Consider the following 13,421-nt stretch of genomic DNA (forward strand, 5'->3'; position numbering starts at 1 on the left):
TTTTTTCAGACGGCATGCGCGTCCTGCGCTTGCCTTGGCCTGATGATGCAATCGGCAAGGCGGTCCATCTCATTCAACTCGTCGGCGTGGTGCTGACCCCACTGGCAAAGTGCCAGCAGGATGGGCTCGAGGCTGAGGCCGAGCCGCGTCGCCGAATATTCCACGCGCGAGGGGATCTCGGCAAAGATCTCGCGGCGAACGAGGCCGTGCTCTTCCATTTCGCGAAGCTGCTGGATCAGCACTTTCTGCGTGATATTGGGCATCAACCCTTGCAGCGCCGACAGCCGCCGCGGCCCGTCGAAGAGATGGTAGAGGATGATCGCCTTCCAGCGGCCCGAAATCACTTTCAGCGCGCGCTCGGCCGGCAGCATCGGCAGTCTCTTGATCAGCTTGGCCATGGTCACCTCCCGGTCAGCGGCGGACAAATCGGTGTGTGGTCGAAGCCAGGCAGATAGTGGCAAACAGCGGCCGATGCCAATAACGATCGGTGCATGTGATGAGAGCCATTCAACTGAACCGTTTCGGCGACCCTGACGTTCTCGAAATGGTTGAGGTGCCGAAGCCCGAGCCGCAAGCCGGCGAGGTCCTGGTCCGCGTTCGTGCGGCCGGGGTGAATTTCTTCGAAGTGCTGATGCGCGCAGATCGCTACGCGGTGGCGCCGCAACTGCCGATGATCCTTGGCGTCGAGGCCGCCGGGATCGTGGAGGCGCTCGGGCATGGGGTGGATGCTTCCTTGCTCGGCACGCGCGTCGCCGCGCCGTTGTTCGCCTCGAGCCGCCCGTTAGGCGGCTATGCCGATTATGTGACGATTGACGCAAGCCTGGCCGTGCCCTTGCCGGATGCGCTCTCGTTCGAAGCCTCGACGGCATTGATGGTGCAAGGACTGACGGCGTTGCATCTGTCGCGGCAAAGCCCGCCGGCCGGCAAACCGGTGCTGGTCGCCGCTGCCGCGGGCGGCGTCGGTTCGTTGCTTGTCCAGCTTGCGAAGCGGGCAGGGGCGAGCAATGTCATCGCGGCTGCCGGCAGCAAGGCCAAGCTCAATCTTGCTTTGTCGCTGGGGGCCGACGTTGCCGTCGACTACAGCAAAACGGACTGGCCAGAGCGCGTCCGGGCAGCGGCCGGCGGCGCCGGCGTCGACATAATCTACGACATTGTCGGCGGCCCGCTGACCGCGGTTGCGCTGGAGGCTCTAGCACCTCGCGGAGAGCTGGTGTTTGCCGCACTTGGCAGATACGCGCTCGGCGGCCCGGAGATGGAGGCGATGATCGGCCGCAACCAGTCGCTGAGAGGTTTTGCACTGCTGCCGCTGCTCTCTCCAGACGTGCTCCGTGACGACCTGTCGGGGCTCTTCAATCTGGCGGCAAGTGGTGAGCTTAAAGTGACCAACGGCGGTCGCTTCCCGCTCGACCAGGCCAGTCAGGCGCATCGCCTGCTGGAGGAGCGCGGCGCGACCGGCAAGGTCGTCTTGATACCCTAGTAGTGCTCGGCAAGGAGCCGGGGATCCGGGCTTGTGCCGTTCCGGCCGTCAGCGAACCCGATAGAACGGATTTGGCAACAGGAACAGCTTCTCGGCATGCCCCCCGAACAAGTCGGATGGCTGGTCGCCGACATTGGCAATTATCGTGTAGCCGGCCTTTTCGATTTCGGCTCTTATGGGTGCCTTGAAATCTGCGGCGGAACCATATTTGGCTCCAGGCTGGACCATGTAAAGGTGCTCATAGCCGGCATAGCCCGCCGACTGCAGGTTCTGTTCGGTTGCCTGACGCTGGTCCTCCGGACGTCCGGTGATGAAGAACACCGCGACTTTCGCCGTTCGCGCCTGCCGGAAGACCTCCAGCACCGGGTCAATGGCCGGATCCTTCGCAAGCTGGTCCCAGGCGGCCCAGCCACAGGGACCGTCGATTGCGATATCGCAGGCGCCGCTGATCGGGCGGCCGAAATTGTCACGTGTGATCACTTCCCAGTTGGCCAAAGCCGTCTCGTCGGTGTCGAGCACCAGTGCGGGGCGAGGCACCTCCGTCGCGCGCTTGACGACCCAGTCGCCGGCCTGCTTCGCCACTGCGGCAAGGTCGCGATCATAGTCGCCGGAATCATGATAATTGGCAGCCGCCAGCATCGCATCGCCGACATTGGCTGGCTGGGACGGGCTTGTGAGAAGGAGCGAATCGGAACGTGCCGGCACAGGAACATTTGTGCCGATCATCAGCACGATTGCCCCGACACGCGCAATTCTATTCCAACCAATCGCCCGCATCACGAGACTTTGCGGCCACGAGAAGTCCGCTGTCAAGCGAGACCGAACAGATGACCGTGCTCCCGGGTGAATTGTGACACGCTTTCGTAACCGACCGCGAACGCCGCGCTGCTCGCGGTCTTTTCCTCCGACAGGTGACGCACCGCCGAAATCTCCGGCGCAAGTGCGTCACCCCAGGTCATAGCCAACACGGCCTTGTCCGTGCCCTACGCCGCCTGAACGATCTCGACCAGTTCAACGTCGAACACCAGATCCCGCCCGGCCAACGGATGATTGCCGTCGAGCTTGACGCTGGCGTCGTCCACGCCGACGACTGTTACTGGCATCGGGCGCCCTTCTGGGGTTCTGACCTGCAATCGAGTGCCGATATCGACGTTGATGTTGTCTGGTACGCGGGCGCGGTCAACGGTCATGACCGCTTCGGGGCGGTGGGGGCCATAGGCGGCCTCGGCGGGAACAGTCACGGTGCTTTTCGCGCCCACCTCCATGCCCTCGACATGGGTTTCAAGACCGGGAATCACCTGTCCTTCACCCAGCGTGAATTGCAGCGGTTCGTTGCCGGAAGAATCGAATTGGGTGCCGTCTGCGAGGCGGCCATTGTAATTGATGCGCACGGTGTCGCCATTCTTGGCCTGTGTCATGGTAGTCATCCTTTTGGAAGGTTTTGAGGGGCCGGCCAGAGCTCACGGTCCCGTCCTCGATCATCCACGCACTCAAGTGCACGGCGCGAAACGTTAAAACTAGGTGCCTGGCTGCCGATGTAAACCCCGATTGAGCGACGCCGGCATGACGCCGCCGGCGCTCGCCGCCTCCGGCAGCAGTGCGCCGGACTGGCGGTCATGCCGCCTCAACCCATTCAGGCGGCGTGCAAATGGCGGCTAGATCAGGTTATGGCCGCCATCGATGCGGATTGTCTCGCCGGTCGTGAAGTCACTTTCCATGAGGTAGAGGTAGGCGGCGGCGACGTCCGCGGCGGTCGGAATTTTTCTCGATGGCAACCGGGCAGCCATGTCGGCAAAGAAGCCGGATTTGGCTTCTCCAACGATGTCCCACATCGGTGTGTCGACCCATCCGGGAGACACGACATTGACGCGTGTCGGGGCCAGTTCGAGCGCCAGGGCGCGGGCGAAGTAGCTGAATGAGCCGGCAATCGCGGAGACGACTGCACCTCCCGGCACCGGCGGCTTGTCCTTGTTGATACCCGACGTGAAGGTCATGGAGCCGCCGGCCCTCAGGGTGCGCACAGCGTGCTTGGCGAGCATGACGGCGCCAATCAGCTTGTTGTCGACGAAGCGCTGCACCGCCTCCATGTCGGCGCGCTCGATGGGGTCGCCGGGCGGCAGTGTTCCGGCGGTCGATACGAGGTGATCGAAATGACCGGCCTCTTCGAACAGGCGAGCGACGTCTGCTTCGTCGGTCATGTCGGCGACCAAACTTGTCACGCGATTACCCGCATTGAGCGTCCGTTCGGCCGCCTGCAGTTTCTCTTGCGACCGGCTGACGATCACGACCGTCGCTCCGCTGTTGAGCGCAGCTTCCGCGACGCCAAGACCGATGCCGGAGCTGCCTCCGACGACGATGACTTTCCTGTCCACGAGCGATGTCACGGGAGGTCTCCATTCGTTTGCGATGTAGGTGAGGGTCAAGCCTTGCCGGCGTAGGCGGCTTCGAGGTCGGCGATGATGATCTTGCGCATCCCATACATCGCCTGCCGGACGCGGTTGGCCTTTTCGCGATCCGGATCGGCACTGAGCCGCGGCAGGATTTCCGGGATGACCTGCCAATAGACGCCGAACTTGTCAGTGAGCCAGCCGCAGGGTTGTTCCCTGCCGCCGCCGGCGGTGAGCGCCTCATAGTAGTCGGTCTCGGCCTGGTCCTTGGTCTCGATGTAGAGCGAGAGCCGCTCGTTGAAGGGCGGCTGCGGCCCGGCGTTGAGCGCTGTAAGGTGCAGTCCCTCGAGCTCGAAATCGAAGGTGGCATGCGGGACCGTCTTGTTGGTTCCGGACACCCAGTCGGTGTATTCGATCGTCTCGAGCACTTTGCCGTTCTTGAAGACCGAGAGATAGAAATCGCGGGCCTCCTTGGCGTCGGTGTTGAACCAGAGGAATGGATGGATGGTGGCCATGTCCGTTCTCCGTTAATTCCTTGCGACAGCGATCTTTCGCGAAGAACCTGTCCGCCGTTACTTTCGTTCAGGCTAGCGGCGGTCCGACTGCCGATAGATCGAGCCGTCCCAGTCGCGGGCAAACCCGAGGTCTTCGAGCCGGCGGGTCGAGAAGCGTGCAATCAGCCGCTCGGTCCGGCGCCGGCTGCTCGAGGCGAGGATGCGGCCGGCCATGCCGGTCAGGACGTCGACGATGGGTTCAACTCGTTTGGCGCTCATGGTGCTCTCCGTGGATGTGGGCGGTTGCCCCGCGACTTTCGTCAGCGAGAGTATCAGTCACATCAGACTTGCCTCTTGCAGCGGCGGCGGATGACTGATTACGTGAGCAAACATGCCGTCTTCCGGTCTGGACGACAAACGATTTATCGGCGACAGTATGTGAGCAACGCTCACACATGCAGGTATCGAATCATGCCCCGGAAGCTGCCTCCCCTCACCACCTTGCCGAGCTTCGAGGCGGCGGCGCGCCTGTTGAGTTTCTCCAAGGCGGCAGAGGAACTTCATGTCACCCACGGCGCCATCAGCCGGGCGATCAAGAACCTTGAGGATCAGCTCGGTGTGCAGCTGTTCGAGCGCGGTACGCGTTCGGTGAGCCTGACCGCCGTCGGCGAGCCCTATGCGCGGGCGGTGCGCGAGGTGCTCGACCAGTTGGCCGCCGCCACCGCTGCAGCAACGGCCCGCTATTCGAGCTCGACACTGAACGTCAGTACCTCCGATGGCTTCGCGGGGAGATGGCTGGTGCCACGCCTCTATCGCTTTCACCGCGCGCATGGCGACATCGATGTGCGGGTTTCGACGAGCGGGAAGCTGACGAATTTCCTCGGCGACGGCATCGATGTCGCGGTCCGCTATGGCAGCGGAAATTATCCGGGGCTCACGTCAGAGTTTTTGACCGGCGAGGAGGTGTTTCCAGTGTGCAGCCCAAAGCTTCTTGAGGGTGCACATCCGCTCCGCACGCCTCAGGATCTCAAACATCACACGCTGATCCGTGACAGCTTTCCGATCGACTGGGCGACCTGGCTCGCAAGCGCCGGGGTCGAGGGCGTGGACCCGCAGAGCGGGATTACCTTCGACTCTGCCACCTTTGCCATGGAGTCGGCAGCACAAGGCGAAGGGGTGGTGCTCGGCCGGACCATGCTCGTTGCAGCCGACCTTGCCGCCGGGCGACTTGTCCGGCCCTTCGGCCACGCCCTGAAATCCCCCTCCAGCTTCTATCTCGTCTACCCGCCAGCGGCGATCCGTCAGCGCAAAGTCAAGGCTTTTCGGGATTGGCTGCTTTCGGAAGTCACGCCGTAAATGGGGTGACGGGAAGGCCGAGCCGAGGGGACAGTTCGCCTACAGATCAATGTCCGAAAAACCGCTACTATCAGCTCGCCCGAACTGCGGTGATGATCCAGGCACGCGAGTCGAAAAGCACGCCGTCCGCGGTCAAGCGCGCGTCGAGCAGTTCGCGCAACCGCCGCAGCGCCGCAGCGACATCCACATCCGCGCTAGCCAGCGGATGCTTCACCAGTTGCAGGCCAAGCAAAGCGTCATAAGCCGCGTCGACGTCCAGGCCATAGAAAACCGGTTCATGCACTTCGGCAAAGTCGACCGAAACAAAACCGGACGCACGCAAGACCTCCGCGGTGATGACGGGGTCACCGAGCGAAAACGGGGTGGTGGCGGCTGCCGATATGGCGGTCCCCGGCGCAATCGCCCGCTGAATGGCAGTCGCCCACTCGTTGCGGTCCTGGCCCTGCCATACCATCCACACAAGACCTGCCCCTGGTCGCATCGCCCGGCCGATATTGGCGAACGCCGCCGCCGGATCGGCAAAGAACATCACGCCAAAGCGACTGATGCACAGATCGAAGCCGGCAGGCGGAAACGCCAGCAATTGCGCATTGCCGCGCTCGAAGGCGACGTTTCGCAATCCCTCGTCCGCGCTACGCCTCCGGGCGAACTCGAGCATCTCGGCCGATACGTCCACCCCGAGCACGCTGCCTTCCACCGCGACGCGGGCAGCATCGCGAGAAGATTGTCCCGAGCCGCATCCGATATCGAGCACGCGATCACGCGTTCCCGCCTTGACGGCAGCCCTGAAGACCTCGTTGTGCCGTCGCAGCTCGGCGTCGTAAAACTCGGCGCAGTTCAACACCATCGCACGCCTGCCTGGACATGATGGGCACGGCGGCATTCCCAGCCGCTCCGCTCTGATCTTGTCGATGATCTCCTCAGCCGGGTGATGCACCGACTTCTGCTTCGGGTCACCCCAGCACTATCAGCCGCGCCGCGCTGCCTCGATCGCGGCAACGTCGATTTTCTTCATCTCCATCATCGCCTCGAATGCGCGCTTTGCTTCGTCGCCGCCGGCAGCCATCGCCTCGGTCAGAACGCGCGGCGTGATTTGCCAGGAGATGCCCCATTTGTCCTTGCACCAACCGCAGGCACTTTCCTGGCCGCCTTTGCCGACGATGGCGTTCCAGTAGCGGTCGGTCTCCTGCTGATCGTCGGTGGCGATCTGGAAGGAGAAGGCTTCGTTGTGTTTGAACGCGGGACCGCCATTGAGGCCGAGGCAGGGGATGCCGGCGACCGTGAACTCGACCGTCAGCACGTCGCCCGCCTTGCCGGACGGGTAGTCGCTGGGAGCGCGGTGGACGGATTTCACCAAGCTGTCGGGGAAAGTCTCGGCATAGAAGCGGGCCGCAGCCTCGGCGTCCTTGTCATACCAAAGGCAGATCGTGTTCTTGGCGATTGTCATTGCTGGTCCCTTTGCTTTTGAATCAAACCTGGGCTTTTGATCAACCTGGGCTTTTGAAATCAACCCGGGCCTTGAAGTCAATCCGGGCTTTTGCACAGCCAGCCTCGGCGTTGCACTACGAAAATGGAATGCGCTCGTGCCATCTGACGTTCCGACAGCAACACCTGCACGGCATCAAGGTATCACGGCTGGCACTTTTAAGACCAGATGTGGGCAGTGACTCGAACGGGCGACGGTCCGCCGGGTCCCGATCGGTGGCCTTCACTTTTTTGTCTGGGGCAGCTTTGTTTGGGGCAGCGCCGCTTTGCTCAAGGGCGTGCTGGCTTTCGGTTGGGCGCCCCGGTGCCTCAGGAGGCGCACAAGCAAGTTCCGTCTGCCCTTGCGCGGGACGAGATCGATATCGCTGACAAGCTTTGCGCCGCCCTCGCGACGCTCCAACGTGATCTTGCGGCTATGAAAGGTTTCCAGCTCGGCGCGATGCGCTACGCTGATGATGGTGACCTTCGGCAATTCGCGAATGATCATCTCCATCATCTTGTCCTGGCTCTTCTCATCAAGTGCTGAGGTTGCTTCATCCAGCACTATGATATCGGGGCTGTGCAGCAGAAGACGCGCGAAGGCGAGCCGCTGCTTTTCGCCACCCGACAAGGTCTGGTCCCATGGCGCGTCCTCTTCGATCTTGGCGTTGAGATAATCGAGTCCCACCTTGTCGAGAGCCGCCTTGATCTTTTTCAGCGTCCAGTTGTCGGCGGCGCCTGGATAGGCGACTGCGCGGCGAAGCGTCCCGGTGGGGATGTAAGGCCGTTGCGGCAACATGAACAACCGTCTGTCGGCGTGGATGTTGACGCTGCCGCTACCCCACGGCCACAGGCCTGCGACGGCCCGCACCAGCGTGCTCTTGCCTGAGCCGGATTCGCCGGCAACGAGCACCCGCTCGGCTGGTTTGATCACGACCTCGGTTTCCTTGACCACGGCGGTACCGTCGTCGAGCGACACGGAGAGATTGTTCAGCCCAAGCATCGCATCGCCTTGGGTTTCGCCGCGCTTAATGCGTCCAAGGGTGTTGCTCTGTTCCGCCCGCTCGAGCCCGTCGAGCGACATCATCAGCGAGGCGATGCGCCGTGCACAGGCATTCCAATCAGCGAGACGGGGGTAGTTGTCGACCAGCCATCCGAACGCGCCCTGCACGATGGCAAAGGCCGAGGCAGCCTGCATTACCTGTCCAAGTGTCATGCTGCCTTCGAGAAACTTTGGAGCGCAAAGCAGAACCGGCACGACCGGCGCAAACAGGCTCGACCCCTGCGACACCAGCGCTGTGCGCATGTGCTGGCCTGCAAGGAGCGCCCACTGCCTGAGCACATGGGCGAATGTCTTGTCCATGCCGCTGCGCTCCTCCTCCTCGCCGCCGAGCAATGCGATACTCTCGCCGTTTTCCCGCACGCGCGTCAGCGTGTAGCGGAACTCAGCTTCCGCCTGGTTTTTTTCCTCGGAGAGGTGGACGAAATGGCGGCCGATGACCGCCATCGAGGTGGACGTGATTGCGGCATAGATTACCGCGGTGACGACCAGGAAGCCGGGAATGGTGACGGTCGAACCTGCAATCGGCAGGGTCAAGGCGCCGCCGATCGTCCACAGCACCACGATGAAGGTCGAGGCCGACAGAAATGCGACGATGACACCGGCAATGAAATCGACGGGCGATTCTGTGGCAATCCGCAAATCCTCGGCGATGCGGGCTTCGGGATTGCTGTGGTCACCGCCGACGAGGTTCAGCTGATAGTAGCGGCCGCTTGCGAGCCAACGTGCGATGACTGCGGTGGTGAGCCAGGAGCGCCAGCGGCGCTGTATCGTCATACGAAAGAAGACTTGTGCCACCACAAGGCTTGTGCTTCCGAGCACGAGCGGCACGAAAACGGCGCTCAGCCGATATACGGTATGGGCGTTGCGTTGCTCAATGGCGTCGAAAATCGCGCGATTCCAGACATTGATCCCATACTGGAAGCCGACATTGGTGACGATCAGGACCAACAGCCCGATCGTGCACGGCCAAGCGAGCCTATCGCCAATGCTGCCCCAGTAACCGCGCGCGCTGATCCAGAAACGCTTCAGCAGGTACCTCTTGCGCGCCTGCTCGGCCTCTTCGGGTGTCAGCTCCGGATCGGGTTCGATGAAATCCGGCGGCGGCGCGGCCTCGCCGACGACCTCGGACGCGGCTTCGACAGTCGATTGTTTCTCGTGGCGCGACTTCTCGGCATCGCGCAATTGGGCGACGTCAACCGATTTCGGCTTGAATCTAGCCTCGGGCATCCGGCGATAACGGCTTAAAAATCAGAAGGTTTCATAGCGTCCGCTCGAGATGGTCAGCTGCCAACAGCGCCTGGGTTTCGCTCATGATTGCCGGCTGCCGTAGCGGCCTCGCTCCTGCATCGGCTCCTGTGACCGCGACGCAGCTCCGCCGGCAGGCGCATCGCATGGAGAAGCGCCGCGCAAAATTAGCTGCAAGGTCGGCCTGACATCGCTTTTCCCGAAGCGACTGCCTCAGGCCGCCTTCCGCTGGGATTTCCATGCTTCGTGGTGCTTTCCCCACGCCGACATCACTGTCACGGCATCGTTCAGGCTAAAGCCCAGCGGCGTGATCGAGTATTCCACGCGCGGCGGAACCTCGTCGTAAGAGCGCCGGCTGATCAGGCCGTCGGCTTCCATCTGCCGCAATTGTTGCGTGAGCACTTTCTCGCTGACGCCGGGCAGCAACCGGCGCAGTTCCGCGAAGCGGTATGGCCGCAGATGCAGTTCCCACAGCAGCGAGGTTTTCCATTTTCCGCCGATGGCCTGCAGTGCGGCGGCAAAACCGCAGCTGTCCGGTTCCTTGCATCTCATTTGGCAGTCCCTGTCATGATAGCGCTCGCTTACCTCAAGGTGCGTACTTCTCAGCGCATTGAGAATTTATATCTTCGGCTTGGGCGCGCCAAACATAAACGAACCCTCGTCGCGAGGGCCAACGCCTATCGGAGAAGTCATCATGATATCGAATGTCTGCGTGCTCGGCGCGGGCCGAATGGGCTCGTCCATTGTTCGAACGCTGCTCGGCTACGGCTATCCAACATGGGTCTGGAATCGGACCGCGGCAAAATGTGGCCCGTTGGCGGCTTTGGGCGCGACGGTCGCCCCTTCGGTGGCGGATGGATTCCGAGCAGCCGATGTCGTGATCATCAATGTTCTCGACTATGCCGCCAGCGACGCTTTGCTGAAGCAGGACGGCGTCGCTTCGGTATTGGCCGGTAAAGCCGTCGTGCAACTCACCTCCGGCTCACCGCGCCTGGCGCGGGAAGAAGCTCGCTGGGTGGAGGCGCATGGTGCCGGATATCTGGACGGAGCAATCATGGCCACTCCGGATTTCATCGGAAAACCGGAGACTGCATTGCTCTATTCGGGTTCCCGCGACGTTTACGAGGCGCACAAGCCCCTGCTTTTCGCGCTCGGCGGCGGTACCAGCTTTGTCGGGGAGATTCCCGGCCAGGCTTCCGCGCTTGATACCGCACTGCTCACCCAGATGTGGGGCGGGCTCTTCGGAGCATTGCAGGGGATGGCTATTGCCGAGGTCGAAGGTCTCAGCCTGGAGATGTTCCGGAGCCATCTCTCGGCATTCAAGCCGGTGGTCGATGCGGCTCTCTTCGACCTGGTCGATAGGACAAATGCCAGGCGCTTTGCCGGCGACGACGCAACGCTGGCATCATTGGGCGCCCACTACAGCGCCTTCCAGCACCTGCTCGAGGCATGCGAGGAGCGAGGGCTCGACGCGGGTATGCCTCGCGCCATGGATACGATCTTTCGGCAGGCGCTTTCGCTCGGGCGCATGGAAGATGATTTTGCATCTCTCGCGCCTCTGTTTCGGAACGGCTCACCGCATCAGAGCAGGAAAACGGCAAATGCATAGCGGCGGTAAGACGAGACGAACCGCGACCTGCTCATGCCGGGCGGTGGAACTTATCCTCACCGGAGAGCCGCGGGGTGTCTACGCGTGCAGTTGCCTGGAGTGTCAGCGATGTACCGGCACGGCGTTTTCGTACCGGGCCATCTACGCCAACGCGGCCCTCGTCGGACAGAAAGGGGAGACCAGATTTTGGCGCAGAACCGGGTCGTCGGGACAATGGTTGAAGCAGACATTCTGCACCATTTGCGGATCGGTCGTCTTCATGCGGGCAGAAGGATTGAAGGATGCGCTGTCGGTCTCGGTCGGCTGTCTGGAGGACCCGCATTTTCCGGCCCCGGCAACGCTCCACTGGCCTGACAGGAAACATAAATTGCTTTGTTTGGAAGGCTTGCCCAAGGTCGCTTGAGGAGCGAAATGGCGATGCGTGCAGACGCTGGCACAGAGTTGCAACAGAACTTCAGGGATCACTCTGCTGGACGAGCAGTCTCGACAATTCGCTTCAGGCTCTCAAGATTTATTCGCATGCCGCGTTCGAAGAAGCTGGACGCGAGCGGCGCGAGAAGCGCCATCGGCCCGGGAAGCCCTTTTCCGGTAATCGAACCCTCGAGGTGGAGATGCGTTCTGTGGCCTGTCGGCGCCAGCCGAAAGCGGTAGGTGAATGGCGTCGGCCCGCTCAAGCTGGACAAAGTCAGCAGTGCATCGACTTCGAACTCGGTGACCTCCACGATGTTTTCGAGGACCCGCCCGACCGGGCCGGCCGTGAGCTTGGCTACGGACTGCACAGCCGAGTACCAGGCCGGAGCCGCTTCAATATCCTCGATATGACGGAAGACGGTCTGGGCAGGCCTGTCGATCTCGATTGATATGTCGAACATTTGTGACTTATTCCTTCGGGAGATCGGATGATGGCCCATCGCGCCGGGCGATTGCGTTGCCGGCGGCTGTTCCGGCGACCAGAACTCGCAGCAGCCCGACGGCGGTTGTGACCTCGTTCGGCGTGAGCCGCTGGCCCAGCCATCCGTAAAGCCGGGATTCGACCTGCCGGATTTCGGCGGCGAGCCGGTGCCCCTCCTGTGTCAGTTCGAGCTCCACCTGCCGGCGATCGTCGGAGTTTTCCCGCCTGACGACGAGCGCCCGCTCGACCAGCGTGCTTACCAGCCGGCTGGGACTGCCGGTCTCGCAGACCAGCAGCTTGCCAACAGCATTGAGCGACATTGGTCCGCCGGCCTTCAGGCAGCTGATGACTTCAGCCTGGGAAGGGGTGACGCCAAGCGGCGAGAGCAAGTCGGTAAGCAGCCTGTTGCCTTCGCGCTGGGCGCCGAGAATGAGGAATCGCAGCTCCTCTTCCGGTTTCATGCCGCCGCTCCCAGTTCGAGCGGGGCGGTCACCAGCTGACGCGTCGCCAGCCGCACGGCGCTCTCCGGATCATGGGTCGGCAGATAGATCGTCGGCCGCTGCTGGGCGAGCTGCCGGACGGCCCTCAGGGTCGTCGCGGCAAGTTGGGTATCGGGTCCCACGCCGTCCACCTTGCCGGCAAGCATCAGTGCCTGGTTGTATGAGGTGTCGCCGGCGAGAAAGAGCGTTGCGTCGCCATCCTCCACCAGCACCGAAAGATGACCGGCAGTGTGACCAGGAGTTGCGATCGCCACGACGTCGCCCGCTTTGGTCAAGCGCTTGCTCGCCGCAAATTGGCCGAACGGTCCATCGTCGAGCTCGAGCCGTATGGGGTTGAACCAGTCGGGCCAGCGCTGCGGCAGGTAGCCGCGGAGCATTCCCATGAAACCCGACGCCGTGTCGATCTCACTGGGGGCGGCGAGTATCTGGCTATGGGGAAAATGCACCAGGCCCGCATCGTGGTCCATGTGCAGATGCGTGAGCACCACCCGTTTCACGTCGCGCGGCCCGATGCCCAGGCCACGCAGCTGCGGCCCGATCTCTTCTTCCGGCTCGATACGAAAGTGCACTTCCCAGCGAAAGAACGGATGCAGCGAGCGTCCGTGCCCGTTCAGCAGATGCGCCGCCTGTCCAGTGTCGACAACAATGACGCCTTCGTCATGCTCGATGGCCCAGGCGAAGGTCGGCAACCAGCCGGACCAGTTCCTGTCGGCAAAGATGCTGGCAAGCCCATGGCCGCGTCCTTCGATCTGGGCCGTCTTGATGCGGACCGACCCGGTCCGGATGGCATGTACTTTCATTTTTTCCTCTCCATTAGATGATATGTCATCGTATGACACGTCATATATTTAGGAGTCAATAGAACGGAGGAGAAAAGATCAGCGCGACAGCGATCGCGAGCATCTGCCGCTCAGCCCGACCGCGCAGGCGCTGA

At 62.3% G+C, this 13,421-nt stretch carries 17 protein-coding genes and 1 pseudogene; 4 read left to right on the plus strand and 14 right to left on the minus strand.

Annotated elements, in window-relative coordinates; translation table 11 throughout:
* Positions 1–5 precede the first annotated feature (5 nt).
* Positions 6–398, minus strand: coding sequence for a winged helix-turn-helix transcriptional regulator (locus tag NKI50_RS04405; RefSeq protein ID WP_352639978.1), 393 nt, complete (start codon positions 396–398; stop codon positions 6–8).
* Between the two features lie 98 nt (positions 399–496).
* On the opposite strand from NKI50_RS04405, the gene NKI50_RS04410 reads away from it, so the two are divergent.
* Positions 497–1,477, plus strand: a complete 981-nt coding sequence (locus tag NKI50_RS04410; RefSeq protein ID WP_352639977.1) for a quinone oxidoreductase family protein — start codon at positions 497–499, stop codon at positions 1,475–1,477.
* Between the two features lie 48 nt (positions 1,478–1,525).
* Here the strand turns inward: NKI50_RS04410 and NKI50_RS04415 are convergent, their stop codons facing one another.
* The 6 genes and pseudogenes from NKI50_RS04415 to NKI50_RS04440 all read right to left on the minus strand — a co-directional run bounded on the left by NKI50_RS04415 (position 1,526) and on the right by NKI50_RS04440 (position 4,637).
* Complete coding sequence (locus tag NKI50_RS04415; RefSeq protein WP_352715504.1) at positions 1,526–2,203, minus strand: HAD family acid phosphatase; 678 nt, start codon at positions 2,201–2,203, stop codon at positions 1,526–1,528.
* Between the two features lie 83 nt (positions 2,204–2,286).
* Positions 2,287–2,370 (minus strand): annotated as a pseudogene (locus tag NKI50_RS30510) (helix-turn-helix domain-containing protein); the annotation flags it as partial.
* A gap of 90 nt (positions 2,371–2,460) precedes the next feature.
* Positions 2,461–2,895 (minus strand): FKBP-type peptidyl-prolyl cis-trans isomerase, encoded by a 435-nt coding sequence (locus NKI50_RS04425; RefSeq protein ID WP_023719136.1) that lies wholly within the window; start codon positions 2,893–2,895, stop codon positions 2,461–2,463.
* Between the two features lie 237 nt (positions 2,896–3,132).
* Positions 3,133–3,861 (minus strand): SDR family oxidoreductase, encoded by a 729-nt coding sequence (locus NKI50_RS04430; protein WP_352639975.1) that lies wholly within the window; start codon positions 3,859–3,861, stop codon positions 3,133–3,135.
* 35 nt (positions 3,862–3,896) lie between these two features.
* Positions 3,897–4,379 (minus strand): VOC family protein, encoded by a 483-nt coding sequence (locus NKI50_RS04435; protein ID WP_352639974.1) that lies wholly within the window; start codon positions 4,377–4,379, stop codon positions 3,897–3,899.
* Between the two features lie 72 nt (positions 4,380–4,451).
* Positions 4,452–4,637 (minus strand): DUF1127 domain-containing protein, encoded by a 186-nt coding sequence (locus NKI50_RS04440; RefSeq protein ID WP_352483125.1) that lies wholly within the window; start codon positions 4,635–4,637, stop codon positions 4,452–4,454.
* 192 nt (positions 4,638–4,829) lie between these two features.
* Here NKI50_RS04440 and NKI50_RS04445 point away from each other — a divergent pair, with 192 nt between their 5' ends.
* Positions 4,830–5,714 carry a transcriptional regulator GcvA gene (locus tag NKI50_RS04445; RefSeq protein ID WP_352639973.1) on the plus strand — a complete coding sequence of 295 codons (885 nt, stop codon included), beginning with the start codon at positions 4,830–4,832 and terminating at the stop codon, positions 5,712–5,714.
* 70 nt (positions 5,715–5,784) lie between these two features.
* Here the strand turns inward: NKI50_RS04445 and NKI50_RS04450 are convergent, their stop codons facing one another.
* The 4 genes from NKI50_RS04450 to NKI50_RS04465 all read right to left on the minus strand — a co-directional run bounded on the left by NKI50_RS04450 (position 5,785) and on the right by NKI50_RS04465 (position 10,038).
* Positions 5,785–6,561, minus strand: a complete 777-nt coding sequence (locus tag NKI50_RS04450; protein WP_352639972.1) for a class I SAM-dependent methyltransferase — start codon at positions 6,559–6,561, stop codon at positions 5,785–5,787.
* Positions 6,562–6,681: 120 nt separating this feature from the next.
* On the minus strand, positions 6,682–7,155 hold the full coding sequence (locus tag NKI50_RS04455; RefSeq protein ID WP_352639992.1) for a VOC family protein: 474 nt from the start codon (positions 7,153–7,155) through the stop codon (positions 6,682–6,684).
* Positions 7,156–7,422: 267 nt separating this feature from the next.
* Positions 7,423–9,468, minus strand: a complete 2,046-nt coding sequence (locus NKI50_RS04460; protein ID WP_352639971.1) for an ABC transporter ATP-binding protein/permease — start codon at positions 9,466–9,468, stop codon at positions 7,423–7,425.
* Positions 9,469–9,699: 231 nt separating this feature from the next.
* Positions 9,700–10,038 carry a winged helix-turn-helix transcriptional regulator gene (locus NKI50_RS04465; protein WP_352639970.1) on the minus strand — a complete coding sequence of 113 codons (339 nt, stop codon included), beginning with the start codon at positions 10,036–10,038 and terminating at the stop codon, positions 9,700–9,702.
* A gap of 142 nt (positions 10,039–10,180) precedes the next feature.
* On the opposite strand from NKI50_RS04465, the gene NKI50_RS04470 reads away from it, so the two are divergent.
* Positions 10,181–11,095 carry an NAD(P)-dependent oxidoreductase gene (locus tag NKI50_RS04470; protein WP_352639969.1) on the plus strand — a complete coding sequence of 305 codons (915 nt, stop codon included), beginning with the start codon at positions 10,181–10,183 and terminating at the stop codon, positions 11,093–11,095.
* The gene (locus tag NKI50_RS04475) at positions 11,088–11,498 is read left to right on the plus strand and encodes a GFA family protein (RefSeq protein ID WP_352715512.1); all 411 of its coding nucleotides are present in this window, start codon (positions 11,088–11,090) and stop codon (positions 11,496–11,498) included. Before NKI50_RS04470 ends, NKI50_RS04475 begins: the two co-directional genes overlap by 8 nt.
* A 58-nt stretch (positions 11,499–11,556) precedes the next feature.
* On the opposite strand, the gene NKI50_RS04480 is transcribed toward NKI50_RS04475, so the two are convergent.
* From NKI50_RS04480 to NKI50_RS04490, 3 genes are read right to left on the minus strand one after another with little or no spacing between them, the layout of a single operon-like run.
* The gene (locus NKI50_RS04480) at positions 11,557–11,967 is read right to left on the minus strand and encodes an SRPBCC family protein (RefSeq protein WP_023719128.1); all 411 of its coding nucleotides are present in this window, start codon (positions 11,965–11,967) and stop codon (positions 11,557–11,559) included.
* Between the two features lie 7 nt (positions 11,968–11,974).
* Entirely contained in the window at positions 11,975–12,448 is a 474-nt protein-coding gene (locus tag NKI50_RS04485) for a MarR family winged helix-turn-helix transcriptional regulator (RefSeq protein WP_023719127.1), read from the minus strand.
* Complete coding sequence (locus NKI50_RS04490; RefSeq protein ID WP_352639967.1) at positions 12,445–13,287, minus strand: N-acyl homoserine lactonase family protein; 843 nt, start codon at positions 13,285–13,287, stop codon at positions 12,445–12,447. The genes NKI50_RS04485 and NKI50_RS04490 overlap by 4 nt, the downstream gene beginning before the upstream one ends.
* Positions 13,288–13,421 lie beyond the last annotated feature (134 nt).

It is taken from the genome of Mesorhizobium sp. M0563 (assembly GCF_040321065.1).
Lineage (GTDB): Bacteria > Pseudomonadota > Alphaproteobacteria > Rhizobiales > Rhizobiaceae > Mesorhizobium.